Origin of the sequence: Bacillus alveayuensis (assembly GCA_030812955.1) — a bacterium.
Lineage (GTDB): Bacteria > Bacillota > Bacilli > Bacillales > Aeribacillaceae > Bacillus_CB > Bacillus_CB alveayuensis.
Window position 1 is genome coordinate 1 of record JAUSTR010000019.1, and the last position, 24,016, is coordinate 24,016.

21 protein-coding genes and 1 riboswitch are annotated in these 24,016 nt (G+C 38.0%); of the genes, 10 read left to right on the forward strand and 11 right to left on the reverse strand.

Translation table 11 applies throughout. From position 1 onward, the window contains the following. Positions 1-304 precede the first annotated feature (304 nt). The 7 genes from J2S06_RS13470 to J2S06_RS13500 are packed head-to-tail and all read right to left on the reverse strand — an operon-like array spanning position 305 to position 5,964. Entirely contained in the window at positions 305-1,027 is a 723-nt protein-coding gene (locus tag J2S06_RS13470) for a 2-phosphosulfolactate phosphatase (protein WP_419152616.1), read from the reverse strand. 19 nt (positions 1,028-1,046) lie between these two features. Continuing rightward, complete coding sequence (locus J2S06_RS13475; protein WP_419152617.1) at positions 1,047-1,574, reverse strand: TRAP transporter small permease; 528 nt, start codon at positions 1,572-1,574, stop codon at positions 1,047-1,049. 19 nt (positions 1,575-1,593) lie between these two features. Then, positions 1,594-2,193, reverse strand: coding sequence for a TRAP transporter large permease subunit (locus J2S06_RS13480; RefSeq protein ID WP_419152618.1), 600 nt, complete (start codon positions 2,191-2,193; stop codon positions 1,594-1,596). Continuing rightward, a complete protein-coding gene (locus J2S06_RS13485) occupies positions 2,084-3,136 on the reverse strand; it encodes an NADPH:quinone oxidoreductase family protein (protein ID WP_419152619.1) in 1,053 nt (350 codons plus the stop codon). The genes J2S06_RS13480 and J2S06_RS13485 overlap by 110 nt, the downstream gene beginning before the upstream one ends. A gap of 36 nt (positions 3,137-3,172) precedes the next feature. Then, complete coding sequence (locus tag J2S06_RS13490) at positions 3,173-4,378, reverse strand: acyl-CoA dehydrogenase family protein (RefSeq protein WP_419152620.1); 1,206 nt, start codon at positions 4,376-4,378, stop codon at positions 3,173-3,175. A 1-nt stretch (position 4,379) separates the two neighbouring features. Continuing rightward, positions 4,380-5,342, reverse strand: coding sequence for a class I adenylate-forming enzyme family protein (locus J2S06_RS13495; protein WP_419152621.1), 963 nt, complete (start codon positions 5,340-5,342; stop codon positions 4,380-4,382). Between the two features lie 37 nt (positions 5,343-5,379). Continuing rightward, positions 5,380-5,964: a TetR family transcriptional regulator gene (locus J2S06_RS13500; RefSeq protein ID WP_419152622.1), complete on the reverse strand. Its 585-nt coding sequence runs from the start codon at positions 5,962-5,964 to the stop codon at positions 5,380-5,382. 475 nt (positions 5,965-6,439) lie between these two features. Between J2S06_RS13500 and J2S06_RS13505 the strand changes: the two genes are divergently transcribed. After that, positions 6,440-7,483, forward strand: coding sequence for an LLM class flavin-dependent oxidoreductase (locus J2S06_RS13505; protein ID WP_419152623.1), 1,044 nt, complete (start codon positions 6,440-6,442; stop codon positions 7,481-7,483). 303 nt (positions 7,484-7,786) lie between these two features. Here J2S06_RS13505 and J2S06_RS13510 read toward each other — a convergent pair whose 3' ends face one another. Next, positions 7,787-9,694 carry a sigma-54-dependent Fis family transcriptional regulator gene (locus J2S06_RS13510; protein WP_419152624.1) on the reverse strand — a complete coding sequence of 636 codons (1,908 nt, stop codon included), beginning with the start codon at positions 9,692-9,694 and terminating at the stop codon, positions 7,787-7,789. 415 nt (positions 9,695-10,109) lie between these two features. Between J2S06_RS13510 and exaC the strand changes: the two genes are divergently transcribed. The 5 genes from exaC (at position 10,110) to desB (ending at position 15,769) form a co-directional block, all read left to right on the forward strand. Then, positions 10,110-11,642 carry an acetaldehyde dehydrogenase ExaC gene (exaC, locus tag J2S06_RS13515; RefSeq protein ID WP_419152625.1) on the forward strand — a complete coding sequence of 511 codons (1,533 nt, stop codon included), beginning with the start codon at positions 10,110-10,112 and terminating at the stop codon, positions 11,640-11,642. A 303-nt stretch (positions 11,643-11,945) separates the two neighbouring features. Further along, on the forward strand, positions 11,946-12,308 hold the full coding sequence (locus tag J2S06_RS13520; RefSeq protein WP_419152626.1) for a DUF779 domain-containing protein: 363 nt from the start codon (positions 11,946-11,948) through the stop codon (positions 12,306-12,308). A 375-nt stretch (positions 12,309-12,683) separates the two neighbouring features. Next, positions 12,684-12,814: riboswitch (guanidine-I (ykkC/yxkD leader) on the reverse strand. A gap of 516 nt (positions 12,815-13,330) precedes the next feature. After that, positions 13,331-13,738, forward strand: coding sequence for a type VII toxin-antitoxin system MntA family adenylyltransferase antitoxin (gene mntA / locus J2S06_RS13525; RefSeq protein ID WP_419152627.1), 408 nt, complete (start codon positions 13,331-13,333; stop codon positions 13,736-13,738). Next, positions 13,728-14,138 (forward strand): type VII toxin-antitoxin system HepT family RNase toxin, encoded by a 411-nt coding sequence (gene hepT, locus J2S06_RS13530; protein ID WP_419152628.1) that lies wholly within the window; start codon positions 13,728-13,730, stop codon positions 14,136-14,138. Before mntA ends, hepT begins: the two co-directional genes overlap by 11 nt. A 500-nt stretch (positions 14,139-14,638) precedes the next feature. Further along, complete coding sequence (desB, locus tag J2S06_RS13535) at positions 14,639-15,769, forward strand: Delta(10) desaturase DesB (RefSeq protein WP_419152629.1); 1,131 nt, start codon at positions 14,639-14,641, stop codon at positions 15,767-15,769. A 138-nt stretch (positions 15,770-15,907) separates the two neighbouring features. On the opposite strand, the gene J2S06_RS13540 is transcribed toward desB, so the two are convergent. After that, a complete protein-coding gene (locus J2S06_RS13540) occupies positions 15,908-17,788 on the reverse strand; it encodes an ABC-F family ATP-binding cassette domain-containing protein (RefSeq protein ID WP_419152630.1) in 1,881 nt (626 codons plus the stop codon). 120 nt (positions 17,789-17,908) lie between these two features. On the opposite strand from J2S06_RS13540, the gene J2S06_RS13545 reads away from it, so the two are divergent. Beyond that, the gene (locus tag J2S06_RS13545) at positions 17,909-18,301 is read left to right on the forward strand and encodes a C40 family peptidase (RefSeq protein ID WP_419152631.1); all 393 of its coding nucleotides are present in this window, start codon (positions 17,909-17,911) and stop codon (positions 18,299-18,301) included. 216 nt (positions 18,302-18,517) lie between these two features. Here J2S06_RS13545 and J2S06_RS13550 read toward each other — a convergent pair whose 3' ends face one another. Beyond that, positions 18,518-19,963: a DUF5667 domain-containing protein gene (locus tag J2S06_RS13550; RefSeq protein WP_419152641.1), complete on the reverse strand. Its 1,446-nt coding sequence runs from the start codon at positions 19,961-19,963 to the stop codon at positions 18,518-18,520. Positions 19,964-20,222: 259 nt separating this feature from the next. Next, complete coding sequence (locus J2S06_RS13555) at positions 20,223-20,837, reverse strand: TetR/AcrR family transcriptional regulator (RefSeq protein WP_419152632.1); 615 nt, start codon at positions 20,835-20,837, stop codon at positions 20,223-20,225. A 267-nt stretch (positions 20,838-21,104) separates the two neighbouring features. Between J2S06_RS13555 and kynU the strand changes: the two genes are divergently transcribed. From kynU to kynA, 3 genes are read left to right on the forward strand one after another with little or no spacing between them, the layout of a single operon-like run. Further along, the gene (gene kynU, locus J2S06_RS13560; protein WP_419152633.1) at positions 21,105-22,376 is read left to right on the forward strand and encodes a kynureninase; all 1,272 of its coding nucleotides are present in this window, start codon (positions 21,105-21,107) and stop codon (positions 22,374-22,376) included. Then, on the forward strand, positions 22,373-23,011 hold the full coding sequence (gene kynB / locus J2S06_RS13565; protein WP_419152634.1) for an arylformamidase: 639 nt from the start codon (positions 22,373-22,375) through the stop codon (positions 23,009-23,011). Before kynU ends, kynB begins: the two co-directional genes overlap by 4 nt. Beyond that, positions 23,012-23,854, forward strand: coding sequence for a tryptophan 2,3-dioxygenase (gene kynA / locus J2S06_RS13570; protein WP_419152635.1), 843 nt, complete (start codon positions 23,012-23,014; stop codon positions 23,852-23,854). Positions 23,855-24,016 lie beyond the last annotated feature (162 nt).

A 24,016-nucleotide genomic window follows, 5' to 3' on the forward strand; every position in this document is an offset into this window, starting at 1 on the left:
GTCTATGACCATTATACAAGATTTGGGGAGGTGCTTCTTTTTTAATTTCTTGAACTCGTTGGAGGACAAGGGCTAAGAATTATGAAATTCATTCAATTACGAAAATATTTTATTTTATAATTTTTAATATCGCACAAAGACATTTCAATTTGTTTCACTCATTTGTAATAGATTAGATATCTGAGTCCATCTCTGTTAAGAGTGTATCTTTCAATATTTGACGGTGGGGTGTTAATGGTTATTGTTCTCATATGTGTACAAACTTCCCAATTATCCGCATCATTTCCCATCCTTTTTATTCTTTTTATCCCTTTCTAATCTCCCCATTAATATACTCAGGTACAATATGGATTTTTTCAAAAGATCTAAGGACTAAATCCATAGAATTTTCAAATCCTTTTCTTCTTAATAAATCCGATGTTTCACTTTTTAACAAATTTTTAAATCCTTTTATCTTTGATTGTAAAAATATTTCATAAGCCGATCTGCTAGAATCAGATAATGAATAATTCCCTTTTTCTAATAAATGATGAACAATTTGCCCTGCTCCAACAAAATCCTCTAGTGAAAAACGTCCGCCGTTGCCTGAACATATCAACACAATGGAATCTTCCTTATTTGTGCTTGTATGCAATGTTTCTGCAACAACGTGTCCGTTAATTAAAGAAGACAAGTAGAGCCGTTTTGCTGATTTAGCCACCTCAATCGCTTTTGTCCCATTTGTTGAACAAATCAAAGCAGATTGAGCTTTCAGCGTATTCTTTAATAAGGAAGGATCAGGAAATTCAAACCCAGGGATAATATCTCCGTTATGCTCTCCCAACATCAGCCCAGAAAGGTTTTCATGTTTTTTTATATGCAATGCATGCTTTGCATCACTTGCAGTAAGAATTGGCTCGTAACCATATTTCAATAAAAAGGTAATAGTTGAAGTAGCAAGAAAAACATCTATAACAACAGCATTTCGATCAATCAAGCGTTTTGGATCAACTAATTCTTTTTGTGTGATTACGTGGATACGTCTCATCTTTTTAACCTCAATATCTTCATTTTTCTTCTTTAAATAAAAAAGAAGGATGCTTTTCCATAATATTTTTGATCAATATAAATACATTCTCTATAATGATTAATGCGAATGAAATCGGTATTAAAAAAAATAGTGGGTATACAATATACATTGTGCCTGACGCAGGAAATGACATTTTACGCTCTAATCCATACATGGCATAGTCCCATGTGAATTGAAACATCAAAGCTAGAATAAAAATTTCAATAATCACCCTACTGAAAATAATTACTTTCTTCATCTGATTATTAAGTTTTTCTATAATTAAATCCATTTTAGGGAGTACACCAGATGAATAGACATAGGCGAGAGCCGGGAACACAGACAATGGCATAAAGTAATTTTGAACAATCTCAAATGCCCCATTAATTGAATTTGAGGAAACATTTCTAAACACTACATCAACTACAATAAAAATCATCATTCCCATTAAGCTGATTCCACTAATCCATAAACCTAAAACTTTTACCCACCCAAAGATTCGATAAAGTTTGTTTACTCTATTCAAACCCAGTCACCCCTTCCTATTACTGATCCATTGAATCTGGTAAAAATGTTACAATATCCGGATAAAGTATCATAATTCCACAGACGATGACTAATGCAGCAGTAGCAAATACCATACCTACCCTAAAAATTGAATCCGATTTGATTTTACTAACACCTGCTACTGCATACACACTCAATCCTACCGGCGGTGTAATTAAACCAATGGTGCAGATCACACCAACGAAAACACCAAACCATAATAAATCCACCTGTAATTCTGTAATAATAGGAAGTAATACTGGAATTGACATCAATATAACTGCTGCCCCCTCAATGAACATAAACATCACAAATAGTAAAACTGAAATAACAATTAGTACTAACGCAGGCATATCCATGATGGGAGCCAGTATTGAAATTAGGTTTCTAGGTAACATTGATAATGAAACAAAGCGTCCAAATATTTGTGCACCAATCATAATCAACATAACCATACCAGTCAGCTTAATGGTTTCTGTTAATGAATCTCTAAGAAAAGATATATTCACTTTTCCAAGAGCTAATGCAGCCAAGAAACCAACAAATGCACCTACAGCACCAGCTTCGGTTGGTGTAAAAATGCCCGTATAAATGCCCACAAAAATAATTAATACGATAATGGTAGCTGCTAAACTCCCAACCACCAATCTTGGATAAGAAATTATATCCTGATGTCCTTTTTCTAGTGTTAATTCTTCTTCTTTTTCGCCTTACTTTTTCAGGAAACATTTTCTTAAAATAACCAAAATGAACACCTACAATTGAATAATTTTTAATTAATATGTGGTTAGTTGGTACGTCCGGAATTGTTCCACCTGCAAATCCAATGAGTAAAATTCGGCCATCAAAGGCTATGCATTTTCTCGATCGATGAAAAACTTCTCCGCCTACGGGGTCAAAGATTACATCTGCCCCTTTATTGTTCGTTATATCTTTGACAATCTGTACAAAATCTTCTTTTCGATAATTTATAACGTAATCTGCACCTAATTTTTTGCTGACATTAATTTTTTCGTCACTACCTGCAGTAGCGATAACCGTTGCTCCCATCGCTTTGGCAATTTGTATCGCTGCAGATCCAACACCACCAGATCCTGCATGAACTAATACTGTCTCTCCTCCTTTCAAATTTGCACGGCTTTTTAGTGCATAATAAGAAGTGTGATAAGTTATAAACATGGCTGATGCCTCATCATATGGCAATTCATCAGGAATCGGAAAAACATCCTTTTCATTAACCAACACATATTCTGTATAACCTCCATTAGGAAGAGATGTCGCTGACATTACACGCTGTCCTTTTTCAAAAGATGTACCTTCCCCTGATTTCTCTACTACTCCAGCTATTTCAGCTCCAGGTGTAAAGGGTAGATCTGGCTTTTCTTGATAATTTCCCTGGCATTGCAATATATCAAAAAAATTTAGAGAAAACGCTTCCACTTTGATTAATAATTCCTCTTTTTTAGGCTTAGGGACAGGTGTATCTCTTATTTCTAAAGCGACATCTGGGTCCCCTAATCTAGTAACAAACCAAGATTTCATCTTATCCCTCTTTCCAAATAATAAATAATTATATATTTACAATTGTTCGCGAATTTCTAGTTTTGCAATATCTCTTAAATGTACCTGATCTGGCCCATCAACTATTCTTAATGTTCTAGCATTTGCCAAGTGTTCTGCCAACGGAAAATCTTGAGATACCCCACCACCACCATGAACTTCTATTGCTCGATTGATGACATTAATAGATACACGAGGAGCAACAACTTTGATCATTGCGATTTCTTTTCTTGCAGCTTTTGAACCTTCTTCATCAATCTTATGAGCAGCATTTAATGTTAAGAGCCTTGCTTGATCAATTTCGATTCGACATTCTGCTATCATTTGTCTTACAGTATCTTTTTCAACTAGTTTCGAACCAAATGCTTCTCGGTTTTCTGCACGTTTAATAAGCAACTCTAATGCTCGTTCAGCAGCTCCAATCGCCCGCATACAGTGATGGATTCTTCCAGGGCCTAACCTTCCCTGAGCAATTTCGAATCCTCTTCCTTCACCTAACAATAAATTCGAAACAGGAACCCGAACATTATTATAGTGAATCTCTGCATGTCCCTGTGGAGCATGATCATAACCAAATACTTTTAATGGTCGTTTCACCTCAACACCTGGTGTATCCAATGGAACTAAAATCATGGAATGTTGCTTATGTTTTTCAGCCGTTGGGTCTGTTTTTCCCATTACAATAGCAATCTTAGCACGAGGATCTAAAGCTCCTGTGGACCACCATTTCTTACCATTAATAACATATTCATCACCATCTCTGACTATGCTTGTTTGAATGTTTGTAGCATCGGATGAAGCCACTTCCGGTTCTGTCATAGAGAATATTGAACGTATTTCACCGTTTAGTAATGGATCCAGCCATTTTCTTTTCTGTTCTTCTGTTCCATATTTAATTAAGACTTCCATATTGCCCGTGTCAGGTGCGTTACAGTTAAAAATCTCAGGTGCTATTAGAGAACGGCCCATTATTTCACATAAGAATGCATATTCATAATTGGTTAATCCTTTCCCATAATAGTTATCCGGATAAAACAAGTTCCATAAACCCTTACTTTTTGCTTTTTTCTTTAATTCTTCAATGATTGGTGGAATGGTCCAACGATCTTCTGCATTCTCCAGATACTCTTCCACTACTTTTTCACTGGGATAAACATACTCATGCATAAACTCCAATAATTCTTCTCTTAATTTTTTAGCATGATCTGACAACTCTTTAAGCATCTTATTTCCTCCCTATTTCTTTTAATTTATTTTTTAATATTTTTCCCGAAGCATTTCGAGGCAATTGATCTACAACCTCAAAGAATTCAGGAATTTTATATTTTGCAAGATGCTTCTGACAATGGTCTTTTATTTTTTGAATTGATGATTCTGATAGTTTTCTACCTACAACGAAAGCTTTGACTCTTTCTCCATAAATCTCATCAGGAACCCCAATGACTGCTGCTTCAGTTATTAATTCATGGCTTTTTAGAACATCTTCAACTTCAATTGAAAATATTTTTTCCCCACCTCGATTTATCATATCCTTTTTTCGATCGCGAACATAAACAAATCCGTCTTCATCCATAAAACCTATATCCCCTGAATGCCAGTAACCATCTGTAAAATTCTTTTCATTTGCTTCTGGATTATTCCAATATTCTTTAATCACCATAGGTCCTTTGATAAATAACTCCCCTATTTCATTCACTCGGCACTCTTCTCCGTTTTCTTTCACGACTTTAATATCAGCGACAGGTACAGGTTTTCCAACTGAATTTACTTTACTCTTAGGATACTTAATAGGCATAAGCGTAGCTGGGGATGTTGTTTCAGTGGCTCCATAAGCATTGTGAAGTTCGGCATTTGGAAAACTTTCTTTAAGCATTTGAAACGTTTGCTGATAAATAGGTGACCCACCAAAGACTACCTTTTTTACAAAATCAAAGTGGCTGTTCTTAAATTCTTCTACTGTAGACATCATGATAAATATAGTTGGCACGTTGAATAAAAAGTTGATTTTATACTTTAATATATACTCGATATATTTTTTGTTTTGATATCTCTCCATACTGTAAACCGTTCCACCAACATAAATTAGGTGCAGTAATTGCGCAACTAGACCTGTGACATGAAACATAGGAACGGCAATTAATGTTTTCAGGTCTTCATGTGTTTGAAATATTTTCTGGTAATTGATCAAACTATGGATTTTTTTTAATATCCATATTACTCTCCTTTCATTCCAAAATTTTTATTATATAATCATAGTAAATTCTAACAATTTCTTCTTTTGATAACCTGCCGTCAACTCTATACCATTGTTGAATCCAGTTCATTGCACCTAGGATTATCATTCTTGCAATAGCTGGATCCTCAGCGTGAAAATCTCCACTTTTTAATCCCCTCTGAATAATCTCATCAAATAATCCTTCATAATAATTCCTTAATTTAAGAACCAATTCCAATTGCTCTTTATTAAAATAACGCTTTGGTTCCATAATTAAGTTAAATGTCTCTTTCTCTTCAATGGCATAATGTATATGCTTTTCAATCATTTTTCTTAGTACCTCTTTTACCGGACCGCCTTTCGCTAATATTTCTTCAAGTTCTTCCGTTGCCTGAGATAAAACAAAGTTATGGCACTGGTACATTAAATCGCTTTTATTTTTGAAATAGTAGTATAGTGATCCTTTGGTCATTAGTAACTCAGCTGCAATTTCTTCCATTGTCGCTCCGCTAAACCCTCTTTTTTTCACAATGTCTATAGCAGCTGACAGAATTTGTTCCTTCTTCAGTAGGGTTTTTTTATTTGATAGTTTCAACTTTTATCATCCTTTTTCATTAGAATAAAACAAAAATAGATAGCGCTTACATAAATTCAGTTAATTAAAACCTGATGATATTTAAACCTTTTATTCAACAAAACTTATTGCATCGTATATCTTACTAAACTGTTATTACTTAATTTTTTTAAACAACGTTTATTTATCTGAAAATTCTAATTTGTAAAATATTTTAACAACGTTCAAATTTGGATTCAAGTATTTTTTGAATATTTTTTAAATTTTGAATTACTATAATATATTCAAAAATTATTCAATATAATTGCCATAATCGAGAAAAATACTTCTTCCTCAACCTATTACACTAGCGAACGTACGATTCCATATTCGGCGGATCTCACAAAATCTTTACTCAATCCCTTAAACCCCTTTTGTTGCCTGACGTCAAATAAATAGGGTAAGATAAATCTAACGTCGGAATGAACGAACGGCAAATCAAAGGAGGGGCCAACGGATGGAAATCGGCATTTACACATTTGGAGAACGGACAGTTGATCCCGAAACCGGTCAATTGATCAGCCCGGGGGAACGGCTGCAAAACTTGATGGAGGAAATTGAGCTGGCCGATCAAGTCGGATTGGATGTGTTTGGCATTGGTGAACATCATCGCCCCGACTACACCGTATCGGCTCCGGCGGTGGTGCTTGCCGCCGCCGGAACCCGCACCAAACGCATTCGGTTGACCAGTGCGGTAAACGTCTTAAGCTCTGACGATCCAGTAAGGGTGTTCCAGCAATTTGCCACCTTGGATTTGCTTACCCAGGGTCGCGCTGAAATCATGGTCGGCCGCGGTTCCTTTATCGAATCCTTTCCCCTTTTTGGCTACGACCTGAAAGATTACGACGAGCTTTTTGAAGAAAAGCTTGATCTTTTGCTCAAGCTGCGGGAATCTGAACGTATCACATGGGAGGGAAAGCATCGTCCGTCGCTGGACAATCTAGGGGTCTATCCGCGGCCCCTGCAAAATCCGCTTCCGGTTTGGATAGCCGTTGGAGGAACCCCGGAGTCGGCTGTCCGTGCGGGCATACTCGGTCTTCCGATGGCGCTTGGCATCATCGGTGGCATGCCCGCACGGTTCGCACCCTTTGCCCAAATACACCGTGAAGCAGCGCGAAAGGCGGGACACAAAACGCCGCGCCTCAGCATCAATTCCCATGGTTTTCTTGCCAATTCGTCGCAAGAAGCGTCCGACATTGCGTTTCCTGCGTTTAAAATAATAATGGACCGGCTGGGACAGGAACGCGGCTGGCCGCCATTAACCCGCGAGCAGTTCGAGTTCTCTCGTTCCTTGCGTGGCGCCAATTTTGTCGGCAGCCCTCAGGAAGTGATCGAAAAAATCTTGTTCCAGTATGAAATTTTCGGCCATGACCGCTTTCTTCTGCAATTGACCGTCGGTACACTGCCGCACAAAAAAGTGCTGCGTGCCATCGAACTGCTGGGTACTAAAGTGGCACCGGCCGTCAAGCGGGAAATCGCCCGGGCAAACCGTAACCCATAACCGAACTTTTCAAAAGAAGCAAACAGCAACAAAATGCTTCCAGTTGGGCAACGGGGTTGCTGAATCAATTTAATTGGTGGACCATTTTCGTACTTTTTCCGAAAGGATTCAGAAAATAAACCTCATAATAAGCCGGGCTGATTGGAAACTGCAGGGGGCCGCTGTCGATGGTCCCCCCATAGATACATAAGCTCCACAATATGGTCCACTTCCGATTGGTGATTTACTTTTTTCAGAATGGATGTAATCGGTAAATGGATAACTTTTCTCTCAAACATCTTTAAGAGTAGTGAGAAATCGTATTCAAGATGAAACGTTCGCTTGACAACGAACCTTTTTTAAATGGGGATACTGATTTAGCTTCCGGTACAACGTTGTGCGGCCAATATTTAAGAGGCGAGCAGCCTTTGAAAGATTTCCTCCTGCGATTTCAATGGCTTTTGCAATCGTTTCTTGCTCGTGCTCCTCTATCGACAACGCCTTGTTTTCTTTTTCTGAAGGAGTCAAATGGGAGAAGTTGAAATCATCAGCTGTCAAAATGACCGATTGACGCACAAAACACATATGATATACCGCTTGACGAATCACTTGTCGAAGCTCACGAATGTTGCCAGGCCAGTGATAGTTGAAAATTTTCTTCTTAGCTTCCTGCGTCAGTTGAATGTTTTCCACTTGCAATTCTTTCTCCATTTGACGAATTATCTGTTGGGCTAACTCCAGTAAGTCCGTACGTTTACGAAGGGGGGGCAAGACAATCTCTATTTCACATAGCCGGTAATACAGATCGGCTCTAAAACGGTTCGCTTCAATTTCTTTCACTAGATCACGGTTTGTCGCTGCAATAATCCGAACATCAATTGGAATCGCTTCGTTGGAACCAACGGGTGTCACCCGCTTCTCTTCCAATACGCGCAACAAAGCGACTTGAGACGCCAACGGCATTTCGCCAATTTCATCAAGAAACAGCGTCCCCCCATTAGCAGCTCGAAACTTTCCTTTAAATCCTTCTTTTGAAGCACCAGTAAATGCTCCTTTTTCATAACCAAACAACTCAGACTCCAACAATTGTTCAGGAATTGCTCCACAGTTCACGACGACAAGGGAACCCTTCCTTTTACTCTGACGGTGAATCTCTTTTGCAATCACTTCTTTGCCGGTACCGGTTTCGCCGCTAATTAGAATGGTGGCATTCGTTTTGGCGACGTTCATGGCCAATTGGAAAACGCGCTGAACTTTTGGACAATATGCAACTATGTTAGGTGATGAAGGGAGACTGTTTTGATGATTTAAATATTGGGATGACTGTTTTTCGGATCGCCCTTTTGAGGTCATCACCATTCGGTACAACCTTTGCCGTTCATCCCTAATCGGTTCAACGAGCCATTCCCGCACCTTTTTGGAATCCCCTTTTAATTTAATGGACAGTGAGGTGGCTTCACCAATGGATAATACAGTCGCTGCCGTTTCAGCGTCTAACCAATACGTGAGCGGTCTTCCAATACATGACTCGGGTGTTTCGTTGAATAGGGTAGCTGCTTGTTGATTGATCCTTTTTATCACCCCATCTTCATTGATAGAAATGAGCGGCTGTGAATGACCTTTTGTTAAATGATTCATCTCCTTTAAAGATAAAATCAACTCACGGTGGACGCTGTTTAACAATAGGTTCGACTGACACGCTTGAGCGGCAGCCATGACCATCCCCATAGTATGTGGATGGTGAAAGCGAGCATCGCCGCTCACATCCAAAATCCCGATGAGTTCACCAGTGGCAGAATACAAAGGAGATGCATAACAAGCTAAAAATACATTCTCGCGGACATAATGTTCATCGCCGATGACACAAATTGATTTCTTTTCAATAAGCGACGTTCCAATGGCATTAGTTCCTTTTACTCTTTCATGCCAATTTGCCCCACAATCCAACCACACTTTTTTCGCCTTGTTCGTAAACGGAGAATCGCCCCACGTAGAAACGATGTAACCGTCTCGATCTGAGACAACAACCATAAAAGGGCTGTTTTTTAAGTGTAAAGCTAAGTTTTCTAAAATCCGTGACGCACTTTGGAATAATTCATTTAGTTGTTCTTTCCGTTCTTTCAGTTCACCAGACGACAATAGTTCTACTTCTGCGTGATCCTTATCGACACCAAAAGAAGCACTGCGTTTCCACGATTCCATTAATTCACGTTTCACCAACTCATTCCCCAAAAAACTCCCTCCTCGCATTGGTTCTATTATTTTTATTATAACAATAAATAGATAGAATCTTCTAAAAATTGTTTCATTAAATTGTTCCAATTTGAAACAACTGAAACACTATTGAAACAGGTTATTAATCAAAAAATCAGATAAATCAAACTATTATAAATTGGCACCAATTTTGCATTTATATTAAACAAACATAAAAACAAAAAATTTTTAGTGTAACGCTTATCTAAGTGCGTAACTTTTAATGGAGGTGATGAGAAAAAAGAGCAGTTTCCTATCTATATTGACAGCCACAAAAATCGTACAAGCCGTGAATTTATTCAATTGTACTCGGGGTGCCATGTTTTATACCCCTTTTGCATCTGTCACAATTCACTACTAAACAACAAATTAAAAATTTGAAGGAGGTTTTTTCATGAGTGTAACTATGAAAAAATATCAAGAGCCAAATACAGAAGGGAGTCTATTAAACTATCGGGAAAAATACGACAATTTCATCGGCGGCGAATGGGTTCCCCCGGTCCGCGGTCAGTACTTTGAAAATATCTCTCCCGTCAATGGTAAACCTTTTATGAAAGTAGCTCGCTCCACCGAAGAAGATATAAACCTAGCCCTTGATAAAGCCCATCAAGCAAAGGAAACGTGGGGAAATTTATCGGCACAAGAAAGAAGTAATATTCTTTTAAAAATCGCCGATCGCTTAGAAGAAAACTTAGAAAAGTTTGCTTTATCGGAAACGTGGGATAACGGAAAAGCAATTCGCGAAACACTAAATGCCGACCTGCCCCTTGCCATTGACCATTTCCGTTATTTTGCTGGAGTGATTCGCGGCGAAGAAGGCAGTGTCTCCGAAATCGATGCCAAAACCCTTGCTATGCATATTAAAGAGCCTATCGGCGTTGTCGGACAAATTATCCCTTGGAACTTTCCTCTACTTATGGCCGCTTGGAAATTAGCACCGGCTTTAGCTGCTGGCAATTGTGTCGTCTTAAAACCAGCAGAACAAACACCAGCGACAATCCTTTTATTTGCCGAATTAGTCGCAGACCTTTTGCCACCGGGTGTATTAAACATCGTTAACGGATTCGGTCCTGAGGCAGGACAACCTCTGGCCACTTCCCCAAAGGTTGGAAAAATCGCCTTTACCGGTGAGACGACTACAGGACGGTTAATCATGCAGTTTGCTTCGGAAAACATCGTGCCTGTGACATTAGAGCTTGGCGGAAAATCACCGAATATTTTCACCGAAAGCGTCATGAAAGCAGACGATGAATTTTTCGACAAAGCGTTGGAAGGATTTACGTTATTTGCCCTCAATCAAGGGGAAGTGTGTACTTGTCCTTCCCGAGCGTTAATCCAAGAATCCATTTACGATGCGTTTATGGAACGGGCCCTTGAACGGGTGAAAAAAATCAAGCTCGGCGATCCCCTTGATCCTGAAACGATGATGGGAGCTCAAGCCTCTAACGATCAGCTTAAAAAGATTCTCAGCTATATTGATATTGGAAAACAAGAAGGTGCGCAACTGTTGACCGGGGGGAAAGCGTATACAAACCCGCAATACCCGGATGGTTTTTATATCGAGCCCACAGTTTTTGCTGGAAATAACCGCATGAGAATCTTCCAAGAGGAAATCTTCGGTCCTGTCGTTTCCGTGACCACCTTTAAAGATGAAAACGATTTAATCGAAATTGCCAACGACACCCTTTACGGCCTTGGCTCTGGGCTTTGGACGAGAGACGCCCATCAAGCGTATCAAATCGCACGCAAAATTGAAGCAGGACGGGTGTGGGTGAACTGCTACCACCTGTATCCAGCCCACGCCGCATTCGGCGGATATAAGCAATCAGGAATTGGACGGGAAAACCATAAAATGATGCTCGACTATTACAGACAAACGAAAAATATTTTGATTTCCTATGATAAAAAAGCGATGGGCTTTTTCTAAACGTTCCAATCACCAGGTAGTGTCAAAAGAAATATGAAAACTCTTCGAATATTGAAGGCTTGACATTGAGCCTCCACGAGCATGATTCTTTACGCAAAGACGCAGCCAATCCTTGTTGCGTAAGGCTTTATAGCCTATCATGCTCGTCACTCAATGTAAAGCCTCGGTGGGAAAATGCAGTCAGAATTCCTCTTCTGAGGGGGGGAGAACGCTTTTTACCCACATGTCCATTAATACCAAGAGTTTTACAGGTTTTTATTAAAAAACTTTTGACAATACGAATCACCATTAGGAGGTGAGAAAATGAAAAAAGTCGAGCGGGTATTGGTCACAGAAAAAGCGGTGGATCTAATTCGTAAGCTTAAAGAACAACACGGAGATCTGATGTTTCATCAGAGCGGGGGATGCTGTGACGGTTCATCCCCCATGTGCTATCGACAAGGACAGTTTCGCGTCGGAAAAAATGATGTTTTGTTAGGAACGATAGAACAGTGTCCCTTTTACATGTCAAAAGCGCAATATGAGTACTGGAAACACACGCAAATTATCGTTGATGTCACAGAAGGACGCGGTGCTTCATTTTCTTTAGAAATCCCTCTTGGCGTTCGTTTTATCATCCGTTCCCGTGCTTTTACTGATGAGGAGTTAAACAGATTGAACAATTAAAAACTCGGGGTTTCTCCTTGGGATACCCCGAGTTCATTTTTTAAATGTGTAAGCCATCTCTTTTGATACAGTGAACATGTTAACGGACAAACTCCTACTATTTCCGCATAGTCCGATGGCATGCATTTTAGTACCGATTGCTTTTATCAAACTTCCAATCAATTGCAACTGCTACAAATAATTATTCATTCGGTTTCAATTCCACATAGGTAAGAAACCTCCAAACTTACATACTCGTTCACTTGTGATCGGTCGTAATGTCACAGCTTGATTTTCCTCCAGGTACGATCGTTTTGCTGAAAATTTTAGTCATCCAAAATACCCCCCTTGAGACTTTTCTTAATGATCGTTGTAAAAAAATAAAAGCTTGGGGAAATCTCCCAGGCTTTTATCCTTCCGTGTATATAGAAGTTGCAATCAAACGCAGCTTCTATACGCTCTCTCTCGGACCAGACTTACCGGCAGTGATACAGCCTGCCAGCAACGGAACCCTAGACAGCTTTTCTTTCCCACTTATTTTCGGGAAACAATATTCATTTGTTCGGTTTCCAGATAAACAATGGATAATTACTCCATTTTCTTTTTAGGTAAATAAGGAATGAGAATGACAGATCACTTTGATTTTTTAGGGGGAGATTGTTTATTTACTTTGAATTATAATATATGTAATTATATATTCAATGAATATGTTATATTTTTTAACATTATTTTTTAATTAATTATTACCTGTATACAAGAAATATTATTACTTGTATGAGTAAAATTTTTGTGGGCAAAATTTAACCCCATCATTTGGTGAGCGATGGACTGATCACTCACCAAATGATGGGGCCACCAAACGAAAGAGCGGTAGCTTAAGTACCCAAACATAATGAAATCGCTTTCTTTTCTGGGGAGAGGAAAAAATTCCTACAAATACTTGACACTCAATCTAGTTTTACGCAAAGTTTGAGGCAGGAAATAAAAAGTAATATAATGAAAGAAAATGGTCCGGATTGGGGTGAAGAAAAGGAGGGACGGTATTGACTGAACAGATCGAGCCAATCATTATTGAAGTGTTGACCGAAACGGTGTCCCCATATTTGATTTATTTGTTTGGATCAACGGTTGCAGGACATGTTCATCAAGACAGCGACATTGATATCGCTTTTCTCAGCGACCAAAAACAGTTGGATCATTATGAACGATTTATGGTTGCGCAAAAAGTGGCATCCAGACTGCACCGGGACGTCGATCTTGTGGACCTCAAACAAGCAAGCACTGTGTTTCAGGCGCAAGTGGTCAGTAACGGCAAAGTCATCTATTGTACAAATGAACAGAAAAAAGCAGAATATGAATGGAGAGCCTTGAAGATGTATGCAAAATTGAATGAAGAACGCACGGAAATCTTGCGAAACATTAATGAAAGCGGGTCGATTTATGAAAAATGATGTCATTTTAAATAAAATGAGCGTGATCGAGCGGTGCATAAAGCGCATTCACGAAGAATATGAAAACAACCCGAAAAATTTAGAAAACTACACGAAGCAAGACTCCATTATCTTAAATCTCCAACGAGCATGTGAAGCAAGCATCGACCTGGCGATGCACATGGTCGCACAGAAAAAGTTAGGCCTCCCCCAAAATAGTCGAGACGCTTTTTCTCTTTTAGAACAGCACGGCATCATCACTCCTTTTCTTTCACAAAAAATGAAAGCGATGGTCGGATTTAGAAATATCGCCGTTCACGACTACCAGGAGATCAATTTGACAATTTTGCAAAAAATACTTGATCACCATCTAATCGACTTTACCGAGTTCACGAAAGCGATTTTTTTTTATGAACAGTGAAGCAGGCGGTGCAGTTGGGCACCGTCCGAGCATGTTATTTAAGCAAAGACATTTGAATTACTATAATAAGGCGTGTTGATTAACCAATAATAACCTGTTGAGATGGCTCTATTTCTAGCTTTTCTGCCAGAGTCGGCAAGCATGTCGCTTGCCTGGACAGTCGAAAAGCTATGGTTGTAAAGCAACAATCTTTTAGAAAAGAGCCTTTCGTAAAACAAAGAGAATAAACAGTTATTCTACATTAGAATTAAACCATATTTTAGTACCAGGTTCTAATTTTAAATTGACAGTGCAATCTTTTGTCTGTTACGATGGGAAAGAGCAAAATAAAAATAAACGACGTTGTTTTTTGTTCGGAATTTTTTGGAAAACAAGTCGTTTTTGCTCTTTAAATGATTTCTCCCATATTTGTACTAGCAACCAATGATAAACTTGATACGAAAAAATTTCATTTATCATCGCTAATATAGATATTGGGCTTATTTGAGAGGAGTTAGTGAATGAAAGAATTTCAAACGTTCGGATGGTATGCCAAGCAAATTTCTCCACTTTTGCCAAAGGAAGCATTTAAGCCCGTCCCTTCTCGTCTATTTGGTGGTCTCGCCTATTTACTTGTAACCTTCGCCGGTTTCCTCACAATAGGTTTGTTCGATCTCCACCCTTTTTGGTATTTCATGATTTCCATCATTTTAGGGACTAGTTTTGCAGGATTAGGTTTTTTAGGGCATGAAATATTGCACGGGACCGTCGTACGAAAATCTTGGTTAAGAGATTTACTAGGTGGGATTGCATTTTTTCCATTATGCACAGGACCAAAGCTTTGGATAAAATGGCATAACGTCAATCATCATGTACACACCCAAGATGAAGAGTTAGACCCTGATGCGTGGCCAACTTTAGAAAAGCTTACGAAAAGTCGATTTTTACGCTGGATTTATAAAATTCCGTTTCAAATACGTGCATTTTTTGCTTTTTGTGGTCTTTCAGTTACCTTTACGATCCATTCCATTAAAATGCTAATTCATTTTTTAAAAGATTTTCATCCGAAAAACAGAAAGGTTGTTTTAGGACAATTTATCATGCCATGGGCAACATGGATAACTTTGCTTGTTGTGATCGGATTTGAAAAATGGTTTTTTGCCTTTTTACTCCCGTTACTAATCGGGAATTTCATTGTTATGAGCTACATTTCAACGAATCACCGATTGAATCCGCTCGTACCTGTAAATGATCCATTAGCGAACAGCCTTTCGGTAACAGTGCCAAAGTGGGTAGATGTTTTACATTTTAATTTTTCGTATCATACCGAGCATCATTTATTTCCAAGTATGAGTCCGAAATATTATCCATTAGTAAAAAAACATATTAAAGAAATGTGGCCGGAACGATACCATGAAATGCCTATGGGAAAAGCAATAGTAGCCTTATGGAAAACTCCACGTGTGTATTTTCAACAAAGGAAACTAATTGAGCCGAAGCAAGGAAATGTATATGGATCACTTGGCAATGGATTGAATCCAGCACAGATTAAATTTCGAAAAATAGAATTAGAGAAAGGAAAAAACTTAACTAAAACAGCTAAAGACAAATTAAACATTACAAATGTAACGAATTTAATGAAAGATCAATAGTTAAAAATAGAGCTAATTTTTATAATATCATATGTTTTCTCCCAATTTCTTTCATTTTCTTCATTTTCCTCTAAAAATAAAAAATGTCGTCGATCCTCAGGGGTTTTGACGCTACCTGAAGGTCGACGACAATAAATTCTATCCTTCCATCTCCTCTACTAAGATTGAAAGCTCCGTCCATCTTTCAATTGCTTTTTCTAATTCTTCTTCAACCGCTTGTTGCTCTTCATATAACGTTTGAATTCGGTCGAAATCACTACCTGCTTCAGCAATTTCTTGTTCTAGTTGTTTCTTTTTGTCTTCTAGTTCAGCAATGCGTTCTTCGATTGTTTCCCATTCTTTTTGTTCTTTATACGATAATTTTTTGCGACGCTCTTTCTTTTGGGTTGGCTTTTTTTCTGTTTTTTCTTTCTGTTGTTCTTGTTGTTTTTTCATTTCTAAGTAGTCGGAATAACTTCCTTGGAAACGAGAGATGACTCCATTTCCTTCAAAAACAAGTAAATGATCGACAACACGATCTAAAAAGTAGCGATCGTGGGAAACTGTCATCACTACGCCAGGAAACTGTTCAAGGTAGTCTTCTAAAACACCTAGCGTTTCTGTATCTAAATCATTCGTTGGCTCATCTAAAAATAACACATTCGGTTCTTCCATTAATACACGCAACAAATAAAGACGTCTTCTTTCCCCACCCGATAATCGATGGATATATGTCCATTGATGAGATCTCGGAAATAAAAAGCGTTCTAACATTTGTTCAGCTGTTATGATTTGACCATCAACGGTTTTCACAACCTCTGCAACTTCTTTAATATATTCAACAACGCGTAAGTTTTCATCCATTTCCTCATGATCTTGTGTGTAATAGCCGATTTTTACGGTTTCTCCGATCTCAATCGTTCCTGAATCCGGCTTCATACGGCCCGCTAACATATTTAATAAAGTTGACTTGCCGCTTCCGTTTGGACCAATGATTCCTAAACGCTCACCTGGTGTCAATAAATAGTTAAAGTTTTCAACAAGCTTCTTACCAGCAAACGATTTGGAAATCCCCTTTACTTCAATCACTTTTTTCCCGAGTCGTTTTGTGCCAATGGCAAAATCGAGCTCTCCTTGTTGAGTTGTAAACGTTTGTTCTTGCAGTTTCTCAATCCGATCAATTCTTGCTTTTTGCTTTGTCGTACGTGCTTTTGCCCCCCTGCGAAGCCATGCTAGCTCCCTCTGCAAAATTTTTTGCCGCTTCATTTCATTTTGAACCGCTAAAGCTTCTCGTTCTGCTTTTTTCTCAAGGAATGTTTCATAGTTTCCTTCATACGTATAAAGTTTTCCTTTATCTAGTTCAAAAATACGGTTAGTGACACGATTTAAAAAGTAGCGATCGTGTGTCACCATTAAAATGGCTCCTTTGTATTGAGCTAAATATCCTTCTAGCCATTCAATCGTTTCATTATCTAAATGGTTTGTTGGCTCATCTAAAATGAGTAAATCAGCTGGTTGAATTAACGCACGAGCAATCGCTACTCTCTTTTTCTGCCCTCCAGATAAATGCTGAACCTTTTGAGAATAATCGGTAATTCCTAATCGTGATAGCACCGTTTTCGCAACTGTATTCGCTTCCCATGCACTTAATTGTTCCATTCGTTGCTGCTGTTGAAATAAACGCTCCTGTTTCTTCGCATTTTCAGGGTCTCGTCCCAATTCTGAAAGGGCCCATTCATAATCTCGCATCGCTTTCATTATATCTGAGTTCCCATCATAAATCGTATCAAGCACGGTTAAATTCGGATCTAATTCAGGTTCTTGTGCTAAATATTCAATACGCATTTGATTAGAACGAGTGATCCCTCCGTCATCTGCTGATTCGACCCCAGCAATAACCTTTAACAAGGAGGATTTCCCAGTTCCATTTGTTCCGATTAGCCCAATGCGTTCCTTTTCAGCAATCGAAAAAGAAATATGATCGAATAATACCTTTTCCCCATACGTTTTATATAAACGCTCGACTAATAAAATGCTCATCTTTTTCGTCCTGCCTTTTCTCTAAAGTTTTCTAATTTCATAGTATATCAGATGTTTGTCCAAGCGTTTCTTGAAAAAGCTTCATTAACTATTGTAAAACAGCTTTGGCGGTGAAAATAGATGCTAAAAAATAGAATCGTTTCAACAGGGCTTTCCTTTCTAGGGACACCTTACGATTTTAATGCAAAGCCTAATCAAACGGAAACATTTGATTGTAGTTCCTTTACACAATATGTATTTAAGGTAAATGGCATACGCTTACCAAGAAATTCGCGTCAACAATTTCAAATGGGAACTTTTATTCCCCTTGATCAAATTGAACTAGGAGATTTGTTATTTTTTACTACAAAAAAACGTAAACAAAAGCATGGAATCGAACGAATCGGACATGTTGCCATTTATATAGGAGATGGAAAAATGCTTCATACGTACCCAAAAGGCAAAAAAGTGAAGGTCTCCACCTTCACCGATTATTGGAAAAAAGCCTTTATTGGGGCTAAACGTGTTATTTAATATTTCTGGAATGAAAAAAATCTGCCCATCAAAATATGCCTTAAAACAGGATGCATAGAAAGATTGTCATTAGAAAAATTTCACAAAAAATTTCCTCTTGATTGAGGGAAAAGTTTTTTCATTTGAGTCTTAAGAACAGAAACGAAATGTCGTTGTTCATTTGCTGTAAACTCTACGATCATCGTAAATTCAAGACGCTGAATCGATCTTTAAATCTTATTCTTCATCATGCTTTTCATTCGTTTCTTCTGATTCTTCGCGGTTTTCTCCTTTTGTTTCTTCTATTTGTTCACGTTGATATTCCTGATATTTCTCTTTTGCTTTCTCTACCTTCTCATCGCGTTTTTCTTTTGCCTCTTTTACTTTTTCATCACGCATCTTTTTCGTTTCTTTATGTTTTTCACGCTCATTCTCCTGTACCTTTTTTACTATTTCTTGCTGCGTGCCTTCTTGTTCTTCTTTCTCACGGCGTTTCTCGTTTGCTTCCTCTACACTTTCGCGTTGAGCTTCTTTTCCAACTTTTAGTATTTCATTACGTATTTCTTCCCTTTCTGCTATTTTCTCACGACTCTTTTCTTCTAATTTTCCATTTTCTTCCTTAATCTTCTCTTTTTCTTCCTCGATTTGTTCACGATTGTTTTCTTCCACTTCTTCTATTTGGTCACGTGTTTCCTCTTCCTCTATTTCTTCCCTTTTCCCTTCATCTTTCATGTTCACTTCGGTCAATAATGGCTGAGTCTCTTTAGAAAATTTTATTAAATATTGATTTATTTTGCTGCGTATTTTTTCTTGCTTTTGTATCAGCTCATCTTCCAGTTTTTTAAGTTCTTGCTCCGCTTCTTCTCGGGATATTTCTCCTTCCGCAAGCTTTTTCTCAATTTGAGCACGTTTTGCTTCATATTTTTTCACGATACGTTCATTGTATTTTGCCACTTTCTTTTCAAGCTTATTTGTTAATTTAACAATATTTTCCATTATCACTTCTTTCGCTGTTTCGTTTTCAATTTTGTTTAATACACTTTCTAATGATGCAATATTTTGGGAAATTTTTAAATTGAGTTCATTCGTTTGGTCAATATTTTTCTCTTCTTCATCTGTTTGATCAGCTTCCTCGTTCAAATCAATTGCCAATTCTTGCTGTTCAATAGCCTTCTCGAGCGTTTCCTTTGCAAGCTTTTCTTTCCCTTCATTCAAAAGAGCTGCTGCTTCACGGATCCTTTCTTCTGCTAACTCTGCGATCAGCTTTGCTTTTTCTATATCATGAAAGGTAAAAGCTAGGCGAATTTGTTCTGTTAATCTTTTCATGAAGTAAAAGAAATCTCCTGGAACTAAAGATGGTTCATTCAGAGAACTCTCTTCTTCCTTGCTTTCATTTTGATCTTTTTCATCTGCTTTTAGTCCCTCTTTTATTTGTTCCTCCTCATTAGACGCCTCTGTTTGATCTTTAGCCTTTTCACCATCGTTTTCTACACTCACATCTGTTTCCAGCTCATTTGATGTGTCCGATTCTTGTAAGCTTTCATTTAATATTTCTTGATCAACTTGTTCTGCGCCATCTGATTCGCTATTTGCCTCTTCAGCATATGAATGAGTTAATCCGATGTTAAAAGATATAAGAGCTACTGTAACACTCATGGCTAAAACAAACCGAAAATATCTCATCACCATTTTCCACCCCAATAATCTATTTATTAAGAAAAATGACTCTTCATCATTTATATCGGACGAAAAAATGCTTAATTTCATAAAGAAATTGTCCTATTTTTTTGCCATTGTGTTCATGGAACATGATCATCATTTTAGAAAATAAAATACTTTAAAGTAAGTCACATACATGATCGAGAGGCCTATGGACAATAATGGCCGTGATTTTGCAGTGGAAATTGTCCTTGAAACACGCGAAATTAAAATGGACACCCATTTATAAATACAATCCCCCTGTATACATTTTTGTTAAATTGCTAACAATGTCTTCAATAGAAGTGATATCTTTTTCAACGATTTCCCACATAAACATTTCGTTTGCATAATACCAAGCTCTTGCTATGACAGCAGCATTTAAAGTCGGTTTGGCTAAACCATTTTGCTGTGAATAGCGAACATCCACAGTGATTCGCTTAATAAATTTCTCCCGGATTTCAAGCCACTTATCATTTACGGCTACAGATAACCCGATGGCCTCCTTCACCACTTTCATGATTTCACGTTCTTGGATGGCAAGCTTTAAAAAAAGGCGAACTTGATGTTCAATCATTTCATAAGCTTCCGACTTTGATTTTGGTTCAAATGAAAGCTCGGCCACCTCATAAAACCGATTCATCACATCTTCCATTAACTCAATAAAAAGTTCATCTTTATTTTGAAAGTAAACATAGGCTGTTCCATAACCTGTTTTCGCTTTTTTAATAATTTGCGAAATGGTTGCCTTTTGAAATCCATTTTCTAAGAAAACGGCTAGTCCCGCATCTAGTAGCCGCTGTCTTGTTTGCAACGCTTGCTTTTGTCTATTTGAAAGATGGCTATCCTTTTGTTTCATCTTCCCTCTACCCTTTCAAACAAATCATTTATGTCAGGCGTGTTGATTAACCAATAATAACCAGTTGAGATAGCTCTATTTCTAGCTTTTCTGCCATACGATTCTGTATTTTAAGTAAAATAATGGATAATCAACACTTGTGCATTTATGTATTATTATAGCACTTTCCTGTTTTTTACTGATATTATATCATTGACATCATGTCAATTAAACCTTATATTTAAATTATTAGAAAAAGAATGAAAATTTTGTGCTTGGAGTGATTTGATGACCTTAACACGTGAATACGCCCAACAATTAGACAAGGAAGATGATCTTCAATCATTTCGAGACGAGTTTTATGTTCAAGAAGATGTTGTTTATCTTGACGGAAATTCGCTCGGCTTATTGTCCAAACGTGCTGAAAAATCTCTTCTTTCGATCTTAGAATCTTGGAAAAAATATGGAATTGACGGCTGGACATCTGGCGAGTATCCTTGGTTTTATTTATCCGAAACATTAGGAAGTAAAATGGCTCCATTAGTCGGTGCAAAGCCTAATGAAGTAATTGTAAGCGGTTCCACAACTGTTAATATGCATCAATTAGTATCAACATTTTATCAACCTGAAGGGAAGAAAACAAAAATATTAGCAGATGAACTGAACTTCCCTTCAGACATTTATGTCTTGCAGAGCCAATTAAAGCTAAAAGGCTATGATCCTTCTGAACATTTAATTCGCGTAAAGAGCTTAGACGGCAACACACTGTGTGAAGATGACATCATCGAACAGATGACAGATGAGGTAGCCTTAATTGTTTTACCTAGTGTTTTATACAGAAGTGGACAAATATTAAATATGAAGCGCTTAACTGAAGAAGCACATAAGCGGAATATTCTCATCGGTTTTGATTTATGCCATTCCATCGGTTCCATTCCACATGCATTAGATGAATGGGATGTTGATTTTGCGTTTTGGTGTACTTATAAGCATTTAAATGGAGGACCAGGCAGTGTTGCAGCACTTTATGTTAATGAAAAGCATTTTGGAAAAACACCTGGACTTGCCGGTTGGTTTAGCTCTCATAAAGAAAAACAATTTGATATGGAGCATACATTAACCCCTGCGCTTGATGCCGGAGCTTATCAAATCGGTACACCGCACATTTTAAGTGTCGCACCTTTAATCGGCTCCTTGGAAATTTTCGAAGAAGCTGGGATCGAAAAAATTCGTAAAAAATCACTACAATTAACACAATTTATGATCGATTTAATCAAACAGGAATTAAATGAATACGGATTTACGTTCGGAAACCCACTTGAAGACGAAAAACGAGGCGGTCATATCTTTTTAGAGCATCAAGAAGCAGCCCGCATCTGTAAAGCATTAAAAGATGCAGGAGTCATTCCTGATTTTCGAGCACCAAACGGCATTCGTCTTGCACCAGTTGCCCTTTACAACACGTTTGAAGAAGTTTGGCGAACAGTACAAATTTTAAAAGACATTATGAAAAACGAACAGTATAAAAAATATGAAAACAAACGGGAAGTGGTCGCATGACGAAGTGGATCGACATTTCACAACCGCTTCATAATGGCATTGCCCACTGGCCAGGAGATACACCATTTTCCTATGAAATTTCTTTTTCGAAATCTCGAACAGGCTCTGTCAATATTGGGAAAATCATAACAAGCCTGCATACTGGTACACATGTTGACGCTCCATTTCACTTTATTAATCACGGGGAGAAAATTCATGATTTAGATGTCAATCTTTTTATCGGTAAAGCGAAAATGGTTGATGTGTCTCACTATGAAAAAATTGGCGCAAAAGAGCTTCATGATGTGGACTTAAATGGGGTCGATCATTTGCTGTTGCGCACTTCACCAGAAAATAATCCTAATCAATTCCCGATCAACATTCCGTATCTTTTGCCGGATCTTGCTCCCTTTTTACAAAAATGCGGAATTAAGCTTGTCGGTGTCGATATACCTTCTGTTGATCCGCTTGATAGCAAGGAAATGGTGGCACATCATGCACTTTATCAACACGGAATAATGATTTTAGAAAATATCGTTCTCCGCCATATTGAACCAGGAGATTATGAACTGATTGCTCTACCGCTTCCAATCATGGGAGCAGATGGGAGTCCAGTTCGAGCAGTCGTGAAACGTATAAATTCGGAGGGGATGTAAATGAAGAAGCACCTATCAGAAATGGAAAAAGAACGAAGCATTCATACTGATTTTAAAAATCGCATGACTTATGGTGAATACTTACAGCTTGATCAAATTTTATCGAGTCAGCATCGGTTATCCGATCACCATGATGAAATGCTTTTTATTATCATTCATCAAGTGAGCGAATTATGGATGAAGCTTATTCTTCACGAAATTCGGGCTTCTATTTGGCATATCGAACAAGATCATCTCGATCCAGCGTTTAAAATGTTAGCTCGAGTTTCTAAAATCCAGTCGCAAATTATTTATGCATGGGATGTGTTATCAACGTTAACTCCTTCAGAATACATGGAGTTTCGCGATAAACTCGGACAAGCATCCGGATTTCAGTCCTATCAATACCGCATGATTGAATTTGCATTAGGCTATAAATCTGACCATATATTAAAAATTTATAAAAAAGATCCCGATTTATTAAAAGAGCTGCAGGAAGCCTATCAAGCGCCAAGCCTTTATGATGTAGCGATTCAACAATTAGCAAAAGCAGGCTTCGATATTAATCCAGATCTTTTAGAGCGTGATTACTCCAAGCCTTATAAAGGAGATTCATCCGTTGAACATGCATGGCTTTCTGTATACCAAGAGGTTGAAAAATATTGGAATTTATATCAGCTCGCGGAAAAACTTATCGATATTGAAGATTGGATTCAACAATGGCGCTTCCGCCACATGAAAACGGTTGAACGCATTATCGGCCACAAAATGGGAACAGGAGGCTCATCTGGTGTTGGATATTTAAAAAAGGTGCTTGATCACTGCTTCTTCCCTGAATTGTGGAACATTCGGACAAAACTTTAAGCATATGAGAAGGCTTTTTTCACCTGCCTTCTCTGCCTATAAAAACTCTTAGAGCTGCCATGACACTCAGTCGGTTCTAAGAAATGTTACGATCTTTATCAAGGATTGTATGAAAATTTTTGAATCTTCATATTTTTATTAACTATTCCAATGCAACAAGGT